Below are 16729 nucleotides of genomic sequence, written 5' to 3' on the forward strand. Positions count from 1 at the left end.
GGAACCTGCCATGCAACATGGCAGGTTCCGTCCCGTGGAAGCGGAGTGGGCGGCGTGGCGTCGGCCGAGCAGCGGCCGGTCGATCCTGGACCGCTGCCGGGCAGCGAAGTACCACCTGGTCTGGGCGCGGAATCTGCCGGCGCCTGCCTCGCGTCAGGTCGCTTGGGCCGACGTGCAGAAGTACGAGGGCTTGCCCGTGGCCGTGCCGTCCGGCCCGGCGCACGCCCTGGTGGTGGTGACGCTCGAGCGGCGTGGCTTGCGGTCCGGGATCGCGGTTGTCGACCAGATCACTCCGTGATGGGCACGCACTCGGCGAGCAGGTCGACGACGTCACGCCACGCTCGCTGCGCGTGCCGTGGGTGGTAGCCCACGCCGGGGACCACGGGGTGGTCGACCGGTGGGTGGTGGAAGGCGTGCAAGGCGCCGCCGTAGACCACGAGGCGCCAGTCGACGCCCGAGGCCCACATCTCAGCGGTGAACGCGTCCCGTTGCGCGGGCGGCATGATCGGGTCTTCCGACCCGACCCCGGCCCACACCGGGCAGCGGATGCGCGCCGCCTCGCCCGGTCGGCCCGTGGTCAGTGCGTTGACTGTCCCGATCGCGCGCAGGTCGACGCCGTCGCGCCCGAGTTCCAGCGCGATCGCGCCCCCGGTGCCGTAGCCGACGGCGGCGATCCGGCCGGGGTCGGTCCGCGGCTCGGCGCGGAGCACGTCGAGCGCCGCGTGGCCGATGCCCCGCATCCGGTCGGGGTCGGCGAGCAGCGGCATGCAACGGGCCAGCATCTCCTCAGGGTCGCCCAGATAGCGCCCGCCGTGGAGGTCGAAGGCCAGCGCCACGTATCCCAGCTCGGCGAGCGCATCGGCCCGGCGGCGCTCGACGTCGCTGAGCCCCATCCCCTCGGGCCCGACCAGGACCGCGGGCCGGCGGTCGACACCGGCCGGGAGCGCGAGGTGCCCGATCATCGTCAGGCCGTCTGCCGCGTATTCGACCGTGCGCGTGGTAACTGTCGCCATGTGCCTGGACTGTAGTGATCGCCGGGCCCGGACGGGCCGGTGTTCTGCTGCTGGCAGAAGGCAGGTCTCCGGAGTGTTCCGCAACCGCCCCGTCAGCGACGTCGCCGGGGGCTGGTTGCGTGGAACGAGGCCGGCGTCCGGGACCAGGTGAGCCAGCTGCTGCTGATCAAGCTGCGCTCGAAGAACCAGCTGGACTGGTCGCGGGACGGTGATCGAGCGAAGTTCTGGTCAGCCGATGCCCCGCTGTCGGCGGTTACTGGAAAAGATGGTCAAGGTAATAGTCGATGGCAGCGGTGGCCTGTTCGGGGGTACGCAGGCCCAGGACGACGGGTGGACCCTGCGAGTCGGCGAGGCCGAAGAGCAGTTCCGCTTCCACATCGGGGTCGCGGTCCGGCGCGATGTCACCGGCTTCCTGGGCCATGCGGACGAGGTCGGCGAGGAGCCGGTAGAGGCGGGGCAACCCGTCGACGTAGAGGGCTCGCAGTTTGGGGTTGGCAAGCATGCGGATGAGGTAAGCGACGCCGACGAGCCACTCGCGGCGACGCCGGTCGTCCCTGGGGATCGTCTCCAGCAGCACCCAGCGCAGCGCCTCCCGGGGGGTGGGCTCGCCCTCGGGCCATGCCTGCTCGTTCCACCGCTGCTGGACCAGCCAGTCCTGGTACTCGATCGCATAGGCGAGCAGTTCGTCCTTGTTGGCGAAGTAGTGCTGGATGCGGCCGGTCGAGACGCCCGCCTGTGCCGCCACGGCCCGCATGGAGATCGCTTCCAGTCCATGGTCGGCGACGATGTCCAGCAGCGCCTCGGCGATCTGGTCCCGGCGGGCCTTGTGGTCTACCTGTCGCGGCACGTCGACGGGCACCTCTCTTCCTCGTGCTTGCCCTCCTGGGCGAATCAGCCTAATGTCGTTTTTGCAATACGAACGTATTGCAAAAAGTTGGGCGCCGCCTGCACTGCAGCGGCAAGAGGGAGAGGACCGGACCATGCGGGAGCGACGCTCCACTGCCGGCGCCGTACTGGGCGCGGCCCTCCTCGTGGCGGTGATGGGCACAGCGGATGCGGTGCAGACCTCGCCGACGACGGCCGGGCAGCACCCGCACCGGCAGCGTGCCCAGGGTCAGCACCCTGAGGCGCGTTCGGACACCGCTCGTACTCGCCAGGGCCGCCTGGAGGGGGTAACCACTGGCGGCGTCACCACCTATCAGGGCATCCCCTACGCGGCACCTCCGGTCGGCCCGCTGCGCTGGCAGCCCCCGACAGCGCCACCCACCTGGACCGGCACGCGGTCGGCGGCAGAGCCCGGACCGGCCTGCGCGCAGCCCGAGGTGGCGGACTCGGCGGAGGACTGCTTATACCTCAACGTCACCACGCCCGCTGAGGGAGCGGACCGCCCGGCCAAGCGGCCGGTCGTGGTCTGGTTGCACGGCGGGGCCTTCAGCTCGGGCTCCGGGGACCAGTACGACGCCACCCGGATGGCCCGGCAGGGCGACGTCACGGTCGTGACGGTCAACTCGCGCCTGGGCGCCCTGGGCTTCTTCGCCCATCCCGACCTGCCCGACTCCGGTGCCTTCGGCCTGCAGGACCAGCAGGCGGCGCTGCGCTGGGTACGGGACAACGCTGCCGCGTTCGGCGGTGATCCCGGCAATGTCACGCTCATGGGCGAGTCCTCAGGAGGCGCGAGCGTGTGCGCTCAGCTCGCCTCGCCCAAGGCCGCCGGGCTCTTCCACCGCGCGGTCATCCAGAGCGGCTCCTGCCTGCAGAACTGGCCCAAGAACACGCTCGCGCCCGGCGACCCCGCCGCCACCTATTTCGCCCACCAGGACGAGCTGGCCGCCAAGGGCTGCGGCGCTCTGGGCTGCCGCAGCCTGAAGTGCCTGCGCGTCAAGCCCGTCAAGGACGTGTTGTCCCTCAACGGGCGCTTCCACCAGCCCGCCTACGGGACGAGTGTCCTGCCCCAGTCGCCGGCCCGCGCGCTCAAGGCCGGCCACGTCCACCGCGTGCCCGTCCTGCAGGGCAACACCCGTGACGAACACCGGCTGTTCGCCGCCCTGTTCACCCTGGACGGGCCGATGACGGCAGCGGACTACCGCCGCCTGCTCACCGAGACCTACGGCCGACGGCAAGCGGCCCGCATCGCCCGCGTGTACCCGCCCGGCGCCACGCCCGCACTGACCTGGGCCAAGGTCGGCACCGACCGCAGCTGGGTGTGCCCCACGCTGGCCGCCGACCGGCTGCTGGCCCGGCATGTTCCGGTCTACAGCTACGAGTTCGCCGACCGCCACCCACCCGCGCCCGACCTCCACCCCGACTTCCCGCTGGGCGCCTACCACAGCGCGGAGCTGCCCTACCTGTTCGGCATGGGCGACCTCCGCCTCGACGACGGACAGTCCGCCCTCTCCCGACGCATGATCGCCGCGTGGACGACGTTCGCCAGAACCGGTACGCCCGGCGACGACTGGCCGCCGTTCCCGCACACCCAACAGCTGGCTCGGCACACGTTCTCCGGCGTGGACGCGGCGGCCGAACACCGATGTGCCTTCTGGGCGCGCAACTCCTGACGCCCGTCATCCGCACATCTCCCGCGGACCGTACGAACGAACCCCTCCGGAGGACCCCATGAACGAAATCGGCACTCCGCTCGCCGAGGCCGACTACATCGGCGCCATTGCCCACGAGTTGAGCGAGAAGCGAGCAGCGGCGAAGATCGCCGCTGGCATGAGCCAAAAGACTCTCTTCCGGCGTCGCGGCCGGATCATCCTGCACTCCGACCTGCTCGTCCTCACCGGCTGGTCCGACAACGGCGATCTCGCCCTCACCCGCGCGGACATCACCGCGGCAGAAACCCGCTTCACCCACCTCTACGGCCGCTTCCTCGGTGGCCTGCTGAACGCGGGCCAGCCCCTCATCCTCAACACCACCAACGCATCGGCCGACGAGGTGTACCTGCTCATCAACCACCGCGGCTTCCTGGAGACCACGGACGATCGGGCCTGGGAGAAGCGCATCGAGCGGTGGCGCCGCGGCTGAATCGAGAAGTCGTCCGCTGTGGCAGCACCCGCTGGTCCGCACCCACCTCCGGTGCGTACGAACGGGTGCACCCGCCGGTCCTGCTCGTCTCCCACCAGGTCGGCCAGCGCTCCGCCAGAGCCAGATGGCCCGGATCGCCAGCTTGGCAAGGCTCCAGGCCGAGAACGGCAGGCCGTGCCCGGCCGGTCTGAAGGTGCTGCCCGGTCATTCAGAACTGGCAGATATATTTCGTAGCTCGATATATGCTCGGCACATGACCAGACAGAATCCGCCCTTGACGGAACCGCAGTACTTCATCCTGGCCGCGCTCATGGATGGCCCGTTGCACGGGTACGGCATCATCAAGGCTGCCGAGCAGGCCACCGACGGGCGGCTGCGGATCGCTGTCGGCACCCTCTACGGCGCGCTGGAGCGGATGGAGCGGGCCGGGCTGGTGGCCGCCGGCCATGAGGAGATCGTGGACGGGCGGGCGCGGCGCTACTACCGGCTCACCGAAGAGGGCACCGAGGCGCTCGGCCGGGAGGCGCTGCGGATGCAGCAGGCGGCGGCCGTCGTCATCGGACGCTCGCGGGATGCCGGAGCGGCCCCGGCATGAACCGTCTGCTGCTCGCGGCCTATCCCGAGTCCTACCGTTCCCGGCAGGGAGAGGAGGTGCTGGACTGCCTGGCCGAGGCGTATCCCGGCCGCTCCTGGCCCCCGCCGCGGGAAGTCGCCGCCTTGTTGCGCGCAGGGGTGCAGGCCCGCGCCCGTGCCACCGCTGACGACACCACTCGGCCGTGGTGGCTGGACGGCATCCACCTGGCCGCCCTGGCTCTCGCCGCGCTGGCGCTGGTTCCGTACTTGCAGGATGTGTGGCACTGGACACTGCACATCGACCCCGGACAGCACGCCATCGCCTTCCACTTCTCCGGCTGGTACCCGTGGGCCGACGGTCCCACGCGGATACGGCTGCTGCCCTACGGGCTGCTCCCGCTGGGCTGCCTGATCGCTCTGCTGCGGGGCAGAGCGTGGATCGCGCTGCCGGCCGCGGCAGCCATGATCTGGGCCGGTGCCACGTCCCACGGCCGCACCCTCTTCGGCGACGAGGGCAAGGCGGGCCTGGGCTACTACGGTCTCGGCACCCCCATAACGGCCCGTGACCTGGCGCTCTCGGGGACACTGTCCGCCGCGTGCGCCGTGCTGGCGCTCTGCCGTCCCAGCCGTCTGCGACGCCGCTCGTACCGCTGGCTGGCCCCCCTCGTGCTCGCCATGTTCGTGGCCGGGGGCCTGCACGTCATCTCCGTCAGTCCGACCTTCCAGCGCGGCCTGTTCACCCTCGAAGTCGCCGCGTTGTTCGCCGCGTGGGTGGCGACGGACGCCACCGGCGACCACCGATGGCTGATCCCCGTCGCGGCGGTCGCGATCGTCCGCACGCAGGCGATCGTCGTCCGGCCGGACGCGTTCATGCAGTCCTTTCCGGACCTGGTCGTCCTCATCCTGCTGACCGCACCCCTCCCCGCCCTGGCGTTCACCGCCCAGCGCCGGCAGGGGCAGGCACTCGCCGAATAGGAGCGGACCCCCGGTGGGCCGACCGAGCCCGCGGCCCACGTCGCGCCGCAAGACGCGCGCGACCGAACTCCTCCCAACGGAAGAAACACAGCGATGACCCAGCACGATTCCCCGTCCCCGCCCGCGCACCGTCCGGGGACCTCAAGGCAGGCTCCCGAGGCCCCCGACGGCCTCAACCTGCCGCGTACGACACGGCCGTGGATGCCGACTCTGCTGTACACCCTGGGGTTCTTGACGGTCTACCTGCTCGGCGTCTGTACCCCATGGGGGCAACGAGCTGAGAACGCCCTGTTCCATCTCGGTATACCGGGCGGCGAAGAAGCATGGTTCTACCCCCTGTCAGGATCGGCCTACGGCTCGACACCCCTGCCGCCGATGGAATTGACCGCCAAGCCCACCGTGATGGCCGGCCTGGCCGTCATCGTGGTCCTCACCCTGGTGGGGCGGCGCTGGCGGCAGGGGTGTGCGGCGCTCGGGGCCGCCATTCTCGCGATCGGAGGCAAGGAGGTGTTCAAATCGACCATGCCCCGCCCCGATCTGGTGGGCGCGCCCGAAAATCTCCTTGATCAGGGTTTTCCCAGCGGGCACACGGTCATCCCCGCCGCGCTGACCCTCGCCGTCGTCCTCGTGGTTTCCCCCCGCATCCGCCCCTACGTCGCCACGGCCGGTGTGCTGTGGCTCGCCTGCATCGCCGCCGCCACCGCGACCATGGGCGGCCACCGGCCCAGCGAAGTACTGGGAGCCACACTGTTGGCCTGTGCCTGTTACGGCCTGGCGACCTGGCTGCTGCCGCCGGCCGCCGTGCCAGGCGCCACGCGGAATCCCCGTGCGCTGCATGTCATCACCCTGACGCTGGCACTGGCCATCGCCCTCGCTTCCGGCGCACGGAACGACACCCTCACAAGGTCACTGGTCTCCGCGGCGACGGCCTTCATATGTGCGGCCCTGGTCTGGTACGCCGCAGTCGGGCGGCCCGCACGCACCGCACGCCGCACACGCCCCGCACTGGACTGACCACCCGGCCGGCTCCGGGCGGGAACCGGCGCATCCTGGCACGACCGACGACGCCCGGATCCGCGACATCACCCAGGCCCTGTCACCGCGCCGGGCCGACCGCCTCTTCGAGGCCCGCGACGGCGGTGCCAACGAGCAGTAGCGCCAGCGCATCGCGGCCGAAAGACTTGCGGAGACGCACATCGGCCAAGCGGCCCTACCGGCCTCTGCCAGGTACCGGATCATTCGATCGCTCGCTTCGTCGGCGTTGCGCGTCGGCTCCTCACTTCTTCCCTTGCCTGCGACGCAGATAGTCCCGGAATCCCGTCCCCTGCAGCCACATGCCCAGTGCCGCCACCGCTGCCACGACGCCGATGAGTACAACCAGACCGAATCCGTTCACCTGATCCTCCTTTCCCGGGGGCGAGGGCAGCCCCCTCGCCTCCCTGAGACGGCTGCGGGGTTGCTGCGGTGGTGGTGTCGCGGGGCAGGCCGGCGGGGCTGTAGGCGTAGGTGTGGGTGCGCTTGCCCGCGACGTCGACCAGGCCCGGCACGTTGCCGGTGGCGTCGGTGAGGCAGTAGGAGGACTTCCCCTCAGTCGCCATGGACTTCCAGATACCCGCCGGTTTGCGGATGAATCCGATCGACGCCGTTGGTGGTCGTGGAGGCCCGTTCCCCGGTCCCGCCGCCGTCTCCGCCTTCCCGCGCCCGGCGGCCCCGGCCGGCATCTCTGTCTCGACGCCGCAGGGGCCGCTTCACGTGCTGGCATGAATGCACTCGTTCCATGGGCATGCCGGTTGCACCGTAATGGGGGAATGTCATGGCTCGTCATGAGTCCGGCTTGCGCAGAAGGCGTACTTCACGCGGGAGGAAACGGAGGACCCCGCGGATGCGGCCTCAACCACCACTGTCATCGCCGCGGTCATTCCCGAGCCAGGTGTGAGCGAGGCCTTGGCGCTGATGGCGTCGCCGTTCCGGCGAAGAGGGAAAAACGCAAGGACAAGGCACTGCGAGTCAAGTGGTGCTCTGTACCTGTATGGGGGCTCATCCCCTTCTTCCGCGACGACAAGTAGTGGCACCAACGTGCGCCCGGTAACTCTCTTATGGCTAGCAGTGCTTCCACGAGCCGGACGACCTGTTGCGGTGTGCGGTATGGCGTCGCACGGGAATGGCCGCAGTGCCGACAGCACCGCGGTGCAGGACGGCACCGCCGTGCTGTGGACACGTCCCAACCCGGCCAGCAAGCGCTGCTCGCGCACCCCGGCCCGGATACCGGTTCGCCACCGGGGGAGGGGCGGAGAATGCGACGTTTGGAGGGCGAAGACTCAAGCCGCTCGGTGAACGAGGGATCTTCGAGTTCACAGGACAACTGTCTACATTGCCGCCAAGATGGTCTCTGTGGATCAACTGACGGTCGCACTCATCAGTGGCCTCGGCGGAGCAGCCATCACCGGCGCCGCAGCCGTCGCTGGGCCTTTCATCACCGGACGACACGCCCGTCGCCAAGAGCAACACGCCCGCAACGTCGAAGAGTTCGACCGGATGATGGACCTGCGCGTCGCTACTCGCGACCTCCTGCTCTATCTCGATGACGCCCGGCAGGCGGTGCGTGATGGCCGGCCGGTCAACCTCGGCGAGTTGCCCAATGAGGTGAAGCGGGTCAGGACAGCCGCGGACCGGTGCGAGGTATACGGGCTGAGCTTCGTCCACTCCCCCAGTTCAGGCGACTACAGCAGGGGCACGGCGGAGACACGAGGCCTGCACACTTACCTGGGGTGCGCCGAAGCAGTACGAGAGATGGTCGAGATGGTCGCGCAGTCTGGCGGTCCTCGGGACCAGGATCTGCTGCAGTCGATCGACGCTACGTTCGGCCGGGCGGAACAGGCGCGAAGCCAAGTTCTCGGCGTTCTGATGGACCGCATGGCGGAGCTGCGGGCGGAGATGGGCCACCAAACTGCGAGGTGATGGCGGACCAAGCGTGGCGTCGGTATGGGCGGCTGCGGTGGTGGCGTGACCGCTGATGAGCTGGCAGCACCTTGGGAACGCCGACCGCTCCGCCGGTCTGCTCGTCGAAGACTTCGCCGTCGGTGATGCATCGGCGGCCGGCTGGTTCGGCCGCCTTCTTCCGTTCCTGCAATGGGGATTGCTGCTTCCTCAAAAGGAGCCGAATTCAGTAGTTATGGTTGAGGTAGTCGATGTTGTTGAGGGTGACGTCGGTGACTCTCATGGCGTGGTTGCCGCTATCTTGGAAGTAGATGTCTTTGAGTCCTTCGGCGATGAGTTGGCGCATCTGTTCGCGCGTAGGGGGCCGCTGTCGCGGTGGCGATGCAGCGCGTCGGCCGGGCCCACACGGACACCCGTGAGCGCCCTGATCCTCGGCTGGTCGCCCTGACCCTGGGCGCGACCAGGCGTTGGGGGCACACTGTCGGCGAACGCGCGAGAGTACCCAGCCGGGTATGGATGAACGTGCCCAGTTCGTCGGCCGCCGCGCCACAGGAGCTCCCGGTAGCCCCTCATCATCAGGCGGAGGCGCGCTTCGAGGTGGGAGCGTGGTCCTATCGCGGAGCGATGCCTGCCGCGCCGATGAGTTTTGGGGACGGGGGCGGTCTGCACAGGTATGGAGACTCATACGCTCAAGACAGCCGGCGCGGACCTGGTCTATGACGTTCGAGGGCCGCTGCCGGCCGCAGATGGACGCGCGCCGTTGTTCATGATCGGGCAGCCCATGGATGCCAGTGGCTTCGTCGGGCTCGCCGCGTGCTTTCCTGAGCGGACCGTGGTCACCTATGACCCGCGCGGCCTCGGTCGCAGTACTCGTAAGGACGGGCGGGTCGACCACACGCCGCAGACTCAGGCCGACGACGTGCACGCTGTCATCGAGGCGCTCGGGGCCGGGCCGGTTGAGATGTTCGCCAGCAGTGGGGGAGCGGTCACCGCGCTCGCGGTCGTGGCGAAGTATCCGGCAGACGTGACGACTCTGGTCGCGCACGAACCGCCGCTCATCACCCTCCTGCTGGACGGCCCAGCGGCCGTGCGGGCGCGGGCAGGAGTCCGGGAGGCCTACGAGAAGCGGGGAGGGGGCGCCGGGATGGCTGCGTTCGTGGCCATGACCTCGTGGAGGGGAGAGTTCACCGATGCGTACTTCGCACAGCCAGAGGCCGATCCAGCCGCGTTCGGGATGCCCACGGAGGATGACGGCTCACGTGACGATCCGCTGCTGTCCGACCGATCATGGGCGGTCAGCAACTATCGGCCGGACGCCGATGCGATCGCGGCTGCGCCGACCCGCGTTGTGATCGCTGTGGGCGAGGAGTCCGAGGACGTGCTGACCGGACGCACCGCCGTCGCGACCGCTGAACTGCTCGGACAGCAGGTGACCGTGTTCCCGAGCCATCACGGCGGGTTCATGGACGGGGAGTTCGGGTATGCGGGGAAGCCGGACGATTTCGCGCATCGGCTGCGCCAGGTTCTTGACGGCGCCTCGTAAGCCAACCTCTGACCGACTAGCTTCCCCGCCCCGGGCGCCTCTGGCCTCGAGCACGATGAGAGCTGGGCACGCGTGGCTCCTCGCGCCGGCCCTGGCCGCCCACCCGGTCCTGCGCATCTCCACCAGGGCCGGCTATTTCGCTGCGGCCACCGGCACCGACGCGGTAACCGCGGGGGTCCTCGCCGAGGACCAGGCGGTGGCCGGGCACAGCCTCGCCCCGGTCTACGTGCGCTGGCAGATTGGCCACAACCGCCAGCAGCTCGGGTGTGAGCAGCTGGACCTGGTCCTGCTGCACGACCTCGAGTGGGCCCACCCCGGCGACCGCCCGGCCCTCCACCGCACCATCCGGGACGCGTTGAGGTCCTAGAAGGGGAGGCGGCAGCCGGGCATGTGGCTGGGTACGGGGTCGCCACCTGGGGGGGGCCTGGAGGAAGAGGCGTTCACGGTGGGGGAGCTGCTCGCCCTGGCCGTCGAAGCGACCGTGTGCGCCCAACTGCTCCAGACCGTGGCCCGCGGCGACAACCTTGCCCTCGCAGAACAGCTCCGTACCTGGGCAGCCGAACTGCGCCACCGCTACAGGCACCGCGGCCCCGGGTTCGGGCCACCCGGACGACGTATCCGGCGGGTGATCTACGGCTCCTGCGGCCAGCTCGCGCTCACGCGCTCGCCGTCGCCGGCGCGCTCGGTCAGGACGATGCGGGAAGGAAGCCCCCGCCTCGTCAACACCACACCTGCCGTTCCCTCGTGAGGGTGGCTGAGCTTTCGGTCGCATGGCGACGAGAAGTTCGTCCTGTGCAGGAGGCGTCCTGCGGCTACAGATGGGCAACCGATGCTTTTCCGTCGATTGCGGCGAAGGGCGTGTTCGTCGTTGAGTGCCGCGAGGCGTGGTGTTCGTCAGGTCCCGGCCGATGACGCCGCCCGGGAAGCCGGGGAAGTTCTCCACCTCGGTTGTCTGCACCAGCGCGCCGCCGGCGGTGACCGCGCCCTCGCAGACCAGCGGCTTCAGTGAAGCGCGGGCGGTGTGGAGGGCGGGGTGTATCCGGCGGGGGAGCCGATGACGATGACCTCGCGTACGTCGTCTCTGCCGGTCAGGCTGCTCACGCTTCCTGTTTGGCGTCGATATCTGCGATCAGGGCCTCGATGCGGGTCTTGATCTCGTCGCGGATGGGGCGCACCGACTCGACGCCCTTGCCGGCCGGGTCCTCGAGGGCCCAATCGAGGTACTTCTTGCCGGGGAAGATCGGGCAGGCGTCGCCACAGCCCATGGTGATGACGTAGTCGGATGCCTGGACGGCCTCGGTGGTGAGGATCTTCGGCTTGGCGTCGGCGATGTCCACGCCGACTTCCTTCATGGCCTCGACGGCGGCCGGGTTGACCTGGTCGCCGGGGACGGAGCCGGCGGAGCGGACCTCGATCCGGTCGCCCGCCAGGTGGTGGAGGAATCCGGCTGCCATCTGGGAGCGGCCGGCGTTGTGGACGCAGACGAAGAGCACGGAAGCGAGCGGGGCGGTGGACATGGGTTCTTCCTTCAGGCTCAGCGGGTGGTTCAGGCGGGCAGGGAGGTCAGCAGTCCGGTGATGTGGGCGTCGATCGCGTCGCGGATGCCGCGATGTCGTGGACGGCGGCGAGCGGGGCGCCGTCGGGGTCGGTGGCGGGCCAGTCCAGGTAGCGGTGGCCGGGCACGACGGGGCAGGCGTCGCCGCAGCCCATGGAGATGACGATGTCGGCGGCCCTCACCACCTCGTCGGTCAGCCGCTTTGGGAACGCCCCGGCGGAGGACACGGTGACCCGGCCGGCGGCGCGGTGTGCTAGGGAGGCGGCGGCGAGCTGAAAGCGGCCCGCGTTGTGGCTGCAGACGAACAGCGGCCCCGGCAGCCCGCTGCCGGGGCTGCCCTGGACGTGAGCGAGAGCGTCAAGACGCTGGGTGGTGGAGCGTTCGGCCAGCACGACCAGGTGCGTGCGCACCTGCGCGGTGGAGGCCAGGAGGCTGTAGGAGTCGGTGAGCAGTGCCTGGTCGGTCTCGGCACGGAAGCGGCCGGCGTGCCGGGTGGCGAGGCGGGCGACTCCGGCGGCCAGGCGCTGGTCGGGCAGGAGTGATGGGGGAGAGGCGGACACGGGAACTCCTTCGACGCGTCCAGTAAGTCAGCCCGCGCTGGTATCAGCGTGTGGTGATGTGACAGTATCAGGGCATGCTGACTTCAGTCGACCCTGATGTGATCCGGGTGCTGGGCGATCCGCTCCGCTGGAAGATCGTGACCCTGCTGGCGCGCGAGACGCTCTGCACGACGCACCTGGTCGAGGAGACCGGAGCCAAGCAGACCAACCTGTCCAATCACATGAAGGTGCTGCGCGAGGCCGGGGTCGTGGAGACCGAGCCCTGTGGCCGCTTCACCTACTACAAGCTCAAGCCCGAGGTCCTGGCCGGGCTCTCGGAGCAGTTCGCCGCGCTGGCCGCCTCCGCCCGCACCGCCGCCGAGAACAAGAGGGCCTGCCCGTGACCTCCACCGAGCCCGCCACCGCCCCCGCCCGGGGCGCCGGCCCGGCCGGGGACGACTCGATCGTCAAGAAGCTCTCCACCCTCGACCGGTATCTCGCGGTGTGGATCCTGCTCGCCATGGCCGTCGGCCTGGGCCTGGGCCGAATCATCCCGGGGATGAACGACGCGCTGGCGAAGATCGAGATCGGCGGGATCTCCCTGCCGATCGCGCTCGGTCTGCTGATCATGATGTATCCGGTGCTGGCCAAGGTCCGCTACGACAGGCTCGACCGCGTCACCGGGGACAAGAAGCTGATGGTCTCCTCGCTGGTCATCAACTGGATCGTCGGACCGGCGGTGATGTTCGCGCTGGCGTGGATCTTCCTGCCGGACCTGCCCGAGTACCGCACCGGCCTGATCATCGTCGGCCTCGCCCGCTGCATCGCCATGGTCATCATCTGGAACGACCTCGCCTGCGGCGACCGCGAGGCGGCCGCCGTCCTGGTCGCGCTGAACTCGGTGTTCCAGGTCCTGGCGTTCGGGCTGCTGGGCTGGTTCTACCTCGACCTGCTGCCGCGCTGGATGAACCTCGGCGACGGCCAGGGCCTGGACGTGTCGGTCTGGCACATTGCCCTGAACGTCGTCATCTTCCTCGGCATCCCGCTGCTGGCCGGCTTCCTGACGCGCCGCGTCGGCGAGCAGAGGCTGGGCCGCGCCGACTACGAGGCGAAGTTCCTGCCGAAGATCGGGCCGTGGGCGCTGTACGGGCTGTTGTTCACGATCGTCATCCTGTTCGCCCTGCAGGGAAAGACCATCACCTCCCAGTCCCTGGATGTCGCCCGGATCGCCCTGCCGCTGCTGGTGTACTTCGCGGTCATGTTCTTCGGCACCTTCTTCCTCGGCAAGGGCCTGGGCCTTGCCTACGACCGCACCGCGACCCTCGCCTTCACCGCCGCGGGCAACAACTTCGAGCTGGCCATCGCGGTCGCCATCGCCACGTTCGGCGTCACCTCCGGCCAGGCCCTGTCCGGGGTCGTCGGCCCGCTCGTCGAGGTCCCGGTGCTGATCGGGCTGGTCTACGTCGCCCTGGCCTGGCGAAGGCGCTTCACTGCCGACGGGGCGACGACGGCCCGGTGACGCAGCGCACGGATGTGGTGGTGATCGGCGGCGGCCAGGCGGGCCTTGCCGCCGGCTACCATCTGCGCCGCCAGGGCCTGGACTTCGTGATCCTGGACGCCGAGGCGGCACCGGGCGGGTCCTGGCAGCACATGTGGGACTCCCTGCACCTGTTCTCCCCGGCGGAGCACTCCTCACTGCCCGGTCGGCTCATGCCGGCCCAGGCAGGCGAGACCTATCCGGACGCCGGGCACGTGGTGGACTACCTCACCGACTACGAGAAGCGCTACGACCTGCCCGTCCAGCACGGCACCCGCGTGGAGGCGGTACGCCGCGACGGAGGCCACCTCCTGGTCCAAGCGGACTGCGGCACTTGGCGGACCCGCACGGTCATCAGCGCGACCGGCACGTGGTCACGGCCTTTCCTCCCTGCCGTCCCCGGCCGGAGCGTCTTCACCGGACGGCAGCTGCACACGGTGAACCACCGCTCACCGGCCGACTTCGCCGGGCAGCGCGTCCTCGTGGTCGGTGGCGGGAACTCCGGCGCCCAGGTCGCCGCCGACCTCGCCCTGGACGGTCACGTCGAGGTGACGTGGGTGACCCGGCGCCCGCCGCGTTTCCTGCCGGACGACATCGACGGCCGGGCCTTGTTCGACGTCGCCACCGCCCGCCGTCGGGCGCTCGACGCCGGCCGCCGCGACACCGGCGGGGTGGCCTCGCTCGGCGATATCGTCGTCGTGCCGCCCGTGCGGACCGCCCGCGACGCAGGACTCCTGCGCACCAAGCCGATGTTCGTCCAGCTCACTGCCGATGGTGTCCGGTGGGCCGACGGCAGCGAGACCGGCGCGGATGCGGTGATCTGGTGCACCGGCTTCCGCCCGGCGCTGGCACATCTCGCCCCGCTGAACCTGCGGGGCCCCCGCGGCCACATCCCGACCGACGGCACGCGCGCCCTCGGCGAGCCGCAGCTGCACCTGCTCGGCTACGGCGACTGGACCGGCCCGGCGTCAGCCACCCTCATCGGCGTCGGCCGCCCCGCTCGCGACGCCGCGGCGCACATTGCGGAGTTGCTGAGCAGCTGAGCCCGCGCTCCGAAGGGGTTCTGGCCCGCGCTACCAGCCGGCCGCCGCAGATCGCTGCCCGTACCGGTCTTGGCAACGTCAAGGGTGGCGGGCCAGCTTGACGGCGGAGACGAGCAGGATCACGGCCAGCACAGGGACGAGCACCAGGTCCGGAAACACCCCCAGGAGCAGTCCGCCCAGCACCGCGCCGACGGTGGAGCCTGCGGCCATGACCAGGGTGAAACGGAGGTTGGCGCCGAGGACGGCGAAGCTGCCGTCGCGGCTGTAGCGGGCGAACGCGACCAGCATGGTCGGCAGGGAGACCAGCAGGGAGAGACTTCCGGCGGTCTTGATGTCCTGCCCGAACAGCAGCACGATCGTCGGAATCAGCAGCTCGCCCCCGGCCACGCCCATGATCGCGGCGACGGCTCCGATGCCGAAGCCGGCTGCGATACCGCTCGGAACCTGTGCCCACAGCGGCAGCGCGAACGCGTTCAAAGGGGTGGTGTGTGTGACCACCAGGGCCGCTGCCATGAGCACCATCAGCGCCGCCAGCACTTTGCACAGGGTGGAGCTGCGCATGCGTACCGCCCAGCTCGCTCCGGCCCACGCACCGAACAGGCTGCCGGCCAGCAGGTTGACCGCGACCGGCCAGCGTGCGGCGACATCGGCGGCCGGGACAGCGGCCAGGCGGGCGGGCAGCGCGACGAGGACCACGACCAGGCTCATCGCCTTGTTCAGGATGACGGCCGACAGTGCCGCGAACCCGAACAGGCTGATCAGCAGTGGCAGGCGGAACTCCGCCCCGCCCAGCCCGATCATCCCGCCCAGCAGCCCGATGGCCCCTCCCGCAGCGAACACCACGGGTGCCGAATGCGTCGCGCGCAGCGGAACATGGCTCTGGTCAGTGGTCATGCCGGGCATCTTCGCTATCAACCGTCCCCGCCCGCCACGGTGTGGCCTTTCCTTCGGGCGAAGGCACGGCGGATCCGCTCAGAATTCATCCGGACCTCCGAGCGTCGGCATCCGCGCCTGCCGCCGTCGCGCGCGTGCCGGTCGAACTGCGGTCAGTCGATCGCTGGGCTGCGGCGCTCGACGAGGACGACGTCGCGCCAGATGCCGTGGTGGCGTCCGATCCGCTCCCGGGTCCCGATGACGCGGAAGCCGGCACGCTGGTGGACGGCGAGGCTGGCGGCGTTCTCGGGGAAGACCCCCGACTGAATGGTCCAGATCCCGGCCTGCTCGGTGGAGTCGATCAATGCCTTGAGCAGGGCTGAGGCGACGCCGCGGCCGCGGGCGGCAGGGTGGACGTAGACGGAGTGCTCGACCACACCCGCGTACGCACACCGGTCCGAGACGCGGCTGGCGGCGACCCAGCCCAGCACCGCCCCGTCCGCGTCGAGAGCGGCGAAGCGGTGCTCGGGCAACTTCGCGGCGTCGAACGTCTCCCAGGACGGTGGGCTGGTCTCGAAGGTGGCGTTGCCCTCGTCGATGCCCGCCTGGTAGATCGCCAGCACCTGCTCGGCGTGCTCGGCCGTCAGCGGCACGACCACCGCGCTCGACGCCCCGCTCACCCCTGCCCCCTTTAGCGTTCGACCGTCATGCCGCCGCGGGCAGCGTCAGCAGCTTGCCCATCGCAGCCACCACCGACGGCTCGACCCGGTAATACACCCAGGTGCCGCGCCGCTCGGAGGTCAGCAGACCGGCCTCCTTCAGCTTCTTCAGGTGGTGGGACACCGTGGGCTGGGAGACGCCGACGTCGGAGATGTCGCACACGCACGCCTCCCCGCCCTCGTGCGAGGCCACCGCTGAAAACAGCCGCAGGCGGACCGGGTCGCCGAGCGCCTTGAACATCCGCGCGGCCGTCTCGGCCTCCTCGGCGGTCATCGGGCGCTCGGTCAGCGGCGGGCAGCAGGGCGCCACACCCTGACCATCGGCGGGCTCGAGCAGCGGCAGCACCTTCGCATTCGACATACGTCTATGTTGACACACGTCGAACCAGTGGGTCGAG

21 protein-coding genes and 1 pseudogene are annotated in these 16729 nt (G+C 70.0%); 14 read left to right on the forward strand and 8 right to left on the reverse strand.

The genetic code is table 11. The features are described from left to right. Positions 1-10 precede the first annotated feature (10 nt). The gene (locus AC0665_RS36550) at positions 11-298 is read left to right on the forward strand and encodes a hypothetical protein (protein ID WP_478706695.1); all 288 of its coding nucleotides are present in this window, start codon (positions 11-13) and stop codon (positions 296-298) included. Here the strand turns inward: AC0665_RS36550 and AC0665_RS36555 are convergent. Continuing rightward, a complete protein-coding gene (locus AC0665_RS36555) occupies positions 288-1013 on the reverse strand; it encodes a dienelactone hydrolase family protein (RefSeq protein ID WP_478706696.1) in 726 nt (241 codons plus the stop codon). The genes AC0665_RS36550 and AC0665_RS36555 overlap by 11 nt on opposite strands. A gap of 253 nt (positions 1014-1266) precedes the next feature. Then, a complete protein-coding gene (locus tag AC0665_RS36560; RefSeq protein WP_468414547.1) occupies positions 1267-1860 on the reverse strand; it encodes a TetR/AcrR family transcriptional regulator in 594 nt (197 codons plus the stop codon). 133 nt (positions 1861-1993) lie between these two features. Here AC0665_RS36560 and AC0665_RS36565 point away from each other — a divergent pair, with 133 nt between their 5' ends. The 10 genes from AC0665_RS36565 (at position 1994) to AC0665_RS36610 (ending at position 10813) form a co-directional block, all read left to right on the forward strand. Next, positions 1994-3568: a carboxylesterase/lipase family protein gene (locus AC0665_RS36565; protein WP_478706697.1), complete on the forward strand. Its 1575-nt coding sequence runs from the start codon at positions 1994-1996 to the stop codon at positions 3566-3568. A 58-nt stretch (positions 3569-3626) separates the two neighbouring features. Continuing rightward, positions 3627-4037 (forward strand): hypothetical protein, encoded by a 411-nt coding sequence (locus tag AC0665_RS36570; protein ID WP_478706698.1) that lies wholly within the window; start codon positions 3627-3629, stop codon positions 4035-4037. Between the two features lie 253 nt (positions 4038-4290). Further along, on the forward strand, positions 4291-4632 hold the full coding sequence (locus AC0665_RS36575) for a PadR family transcriptional regulator (protein WP_478706699.1): 342 nt from the start codon (positions 4291-4293) through the stop codon (positions 4630-4632). After that, entirely contained in the window at positions 4629-5585 is a 957-nt protein-coding gene (locus AC0665_RS36580; RefSeq protein WP_478706700.1) for a hypothetical protein, read from the forward strand. The genes AC0665_RS36575 and AC0665_RS36580 overlap by 4 nt, the downstream gene beginning before the upstream one ends. Positions 5586-5678: 93 nt before the next feature. After that, complete coding sequence (locus AC0665_RS36585) at positions 5679-6599, forward strand: phosphatase PAP2 family protein (RefSeq protein ID WP_478706701.1); 921 nt, start codon at positions 5679-5681, stop codon at positions 6597-6599. 1377 nt (positions 6600-7976) lie between these two features. Beyond that, positions 7977-8543 carry a hypothetical protein gene (locus AC0665_RS36590; protein WP_478706702.1) on the forward strand — a complete coding sequence of 189 codons (567 nt, stop codon included), beginning with the start codon at positions 7977-7979 and terminating at the stop codon, positions 8541-8543. Between the two features lie 55 nt (positions 8544-8598). Further along, positions 8599-8970, forward strand: coding sequence for a hypothetical protein (locus tag AC0665_RS36595; RefSeq protein WP_478706703.1), 372 nt, complete (start codon positions 8599-8601; stop codon positions 8968-8970). A gap of 225 nt (positions 8971-9195) precedes the next feature. Next, the gene (locus tag AC0665_RS36600) at positions 9196-10065 is read left to right on the forward strand and encodes an alpha/beta fold hydrolase (protein ID WP_478706704.1); all 870 of its coding nucleotides are present in this window, start codon (positions 9196-9198) and stop codon (positions 10063-10065) included. Positions 10066-10120: 55 nt separating this feature from the next. Next, a complete protein-coding gene (locus AC0665_RS36605) occupies positions 10121-10432 on the forward strand; it encodes a hypothetical protein (RefSeq protein WP_478706734.1) in 312 nt (103 codons plus the stop codon). Positions 10433-10510: 78 nt separating this feature from the next. Next, on the forward strand, positions 10511-10813 hold the full coding sequence (locus AC0665_RS36610; RefSeq protein WP_478706735.1) for a hypothetical protein: 303 nt from the start codon (positions 10511-10513) through the stop codon (positions 10811-10813). 117 nt (positions 10814-10930) lie between these two features. Here the strand turns inward: AC0665_RS36610 and AC0665_RS36615 are convergent. The 3 genes and pseudogenes from AC0665_RS36615 to AC0665_RS36625 all read right to left on the reverse strand — a co-directional run. Next, positions 10931-11157, reverse strand: a pseudogene (locus AC0665_RS36615) (thioredoxin-disulfide reductase); the annotation flags it as partial. Between the two features lie 5 nt (positions 11158-11162). Then, complete coding sequence (locus AC0665_RS36620) at positions 11163-11582, reverse strand: arsenate reductase ArsC (RefSeq protein WP_478706705.1); 420 nt, start codon at positions 11580-11582, stop codon at positions 11163-11165. Positions 11583-11628: 46 nt separating this feature from the next. Further along, on the reverse strand, positions 11629-12180 hold the full coding sequence (locus tag AC0665_RS36625) for a three-helix bundle dimerization domain-containing protein (RefSeq protein ID WP_478706706.1): 552 nt from the start codon (positions 12178-12180) through the stop codon (positions 11629-11631). Between the two features lie 74 nt (positions 12181-12254). Here AC0665_RS36625 and AC0665_RS36630 point away from each other — a divergent pair, with 74 nt between their 5' ends. Genes AC0665_RS36630 through AC0665_RS36640 form a run of 3 tightly spaced genes read left to right on the forward strand, consistent with a single transcriptional unit; the run spans position 12255 to position 14739 of the window. After that, on the forward strand, positions 12255-12563 hold the full coding sequence (locus AC0665_RS36630) for an ArsR/SmtB family transcription factor (protein WP_478706707.1): 309 nt from the start codon (positions 12255-12257) through the stop codon (positions 12561-12563). Then, positions 12560-13678, forward strand: coding sequence for an ACR3 family arsenite efflux transporter (gene arsB / locus AC0665_RS36635; protein ID WP_478706708.1), 1119 nt, complete (start codon positions 12560-12562; stop codon positions 13676-13678). The genes AC0665_RS36630 and arsB overlap by 4 nt, the downstream gene beginning before the upstream one ends. Continuing rightward, complete coding sequence (locus AC0665_RS36640; RefSeq protein ID WP_478706709.1) at positions 13675-14739, forward strand: ArsO family NAD(P)H-dependent flavin-containing monooxygenase; 1065 nt, start codon at positions 13675-13677, stop codon at positions 14737-14739. The genes arsB and AC0665_RS36640 overlap by 4 nt, the downstream gene beginning before the upstream one ends. Positions 14740-14817: 78 nt before the next feature. Here AC0665_RS36640 and AC0665_RS36645 read toward each other — a convergent pair whose 3' ends face one another. The 3 genes from AC0665_RS36645 to AC0665_RS36655 all read right to left on the reverse strand — a co-directional run bounded on the left by AC0665_RS36645 (position 14818) and on the right by AC0665_RS36655 (position 16692). Next, the gene (locus AC0665_RS36645) at positions 14818-15633 is read right to left on the reverse strand and encodes a TSUP family transporter (protein ID WP_478706710.1); all 816 of its coding nucleotides are present in this window, start codon (positions 15631-15633) and stop codon (positions 14818-14820) included. A gap of 152 nt (positions 15634-15785) precedes the next feature. Next, positions 15786-16292 (reverse strand): N-acetyltransferase family protein, encoded by a 507-nt coding sequence (locus tag AC0665_RS36650; protein ID WP_478706711.1) that lies wholly within the window; start codon positions 16290-16292, stop codon positions 15786-15788. 25 nt (positions 16293-16317) lie between these two features. After that, the gene (locus AC0665_RS36655; protein WP_360656822.1) at positions 16318-16692 is read right to left on the reverse strand and encodes an ArsR/SmtB family transcription factor; all 375 of its coding nucleotides are present in this window, start codon (positions 16690-16692) and stop codon (positions 16318-16320) included. Between the last annotated feature and the right edge of the window lie 37 nt (positions 16693-16729).

It is taken from the genome of Streptomyces sp. NPDC043685, from assembly GCF_056436585.1.

Excerpts from the sequence above, each read along its gene's own strand:
- AC0665_RS36565 (WP_478706697.1), top strand. The coding sequence starts at position 1,994 with ATGCGGGAGCGACGCTCCACTGCCGGCGCCGTACTGGGCGCGGCCCTC.
- AC0665_RS36655 (WP_360656822.1), bottom strand. The coding sequence starts at position 16,692 with ATGTCGAATGCGAAGGTGCTGCCGCTGCTCGAGCCCGCCGATGGTCAG.
- AC0665_RS36575 (WP_478706699.1), top strand. The coding sequence starts at position 4,291 with ATGACCAGACAGAATCCGCCCTTGACGGAACCGCAGTACTTCATCCTG.
- AC0665_RS36605 (WP_478706734.1), top strand. The coding sequence starts at position 10,121 with ATGAGAGCTGGGCACGCGTGGCTCCTCGCGCCGGCCCTGGCCGCCCAC.
- AC0665_RS36620 (WP_478706705.1), bottom strand. The coding sequence starts at position 11,582 with ATGTCCACCGCCCCGCTCGCTTCCGTGCTCTTCGTCTGCGTCCACAAC.
- AC0665_RS36595 (WP_478706703.1), top strand. The coding sequence starts at position 8,599 with ATGAGCTGGCAGCACCTTGGGAACGCCGACCGCTCCGCCGGTCTGCTC.
- AC0665_RS36630 (WP_478706707.1), top strand. The coding sequence starts at position 12,255 with ATGCTGACTTCAGTCGACCCTGATGTGATCCGGGTGCTGGGCGATCCG.
- AC0665_RS36600 (WP_478706704.1), top strand. The coding sequence starts at position 9,196 with ATGGAGACTCATACGCTCAAGACAGCCGGCGCGGACCTGGTCTATGAC.
- AC0665_RS36645 (WP_478706710.1), bottom strand. The coding sequence starts at position 15,633 with ATGACCACTGACCAGAGCCATGTTCCGCTGCGCGCGACGCATTCGGCA.
- AC0665_RS36555 (WP_478706696.1), bottom strand. The coding sequence starts at position 1,013 with ATGGCGACAGTTACCACGCGCACGGTCGAATACGCGGCAGACGGCCTG.
- AC0665_RS36585 (WP_478706701.1), top strand. The coding sequence starts at position 5,679 with ATGACCCAGCACGATTCCCCGTCCCCGCCCGCGCACCGTCCGGGGACC.
- AC0665_RS36580 (WP_478706700.1), top strand. The coding sequence starts at position 4,629 with ATGAACCGTCTGCTGCTCGCGGCCTATCCCGAGTCCTACCGTTCCCGG.
- AC0665_RS36550 (WP_478706695.1), top strand. The coding sequence starts at position 11 with ATGCAACATGGCAGGTTCCGTCCCGTGGAAGCGGAGTGGGCGGCGTGG.
- AC0665_RS36570 (WP_478706698.1), top strand. The coding sequence starts at position 3,627 with ATGAACGAAATCGGCACTCCGCTCGCCGAGGCCGACTACATCGGCGCC.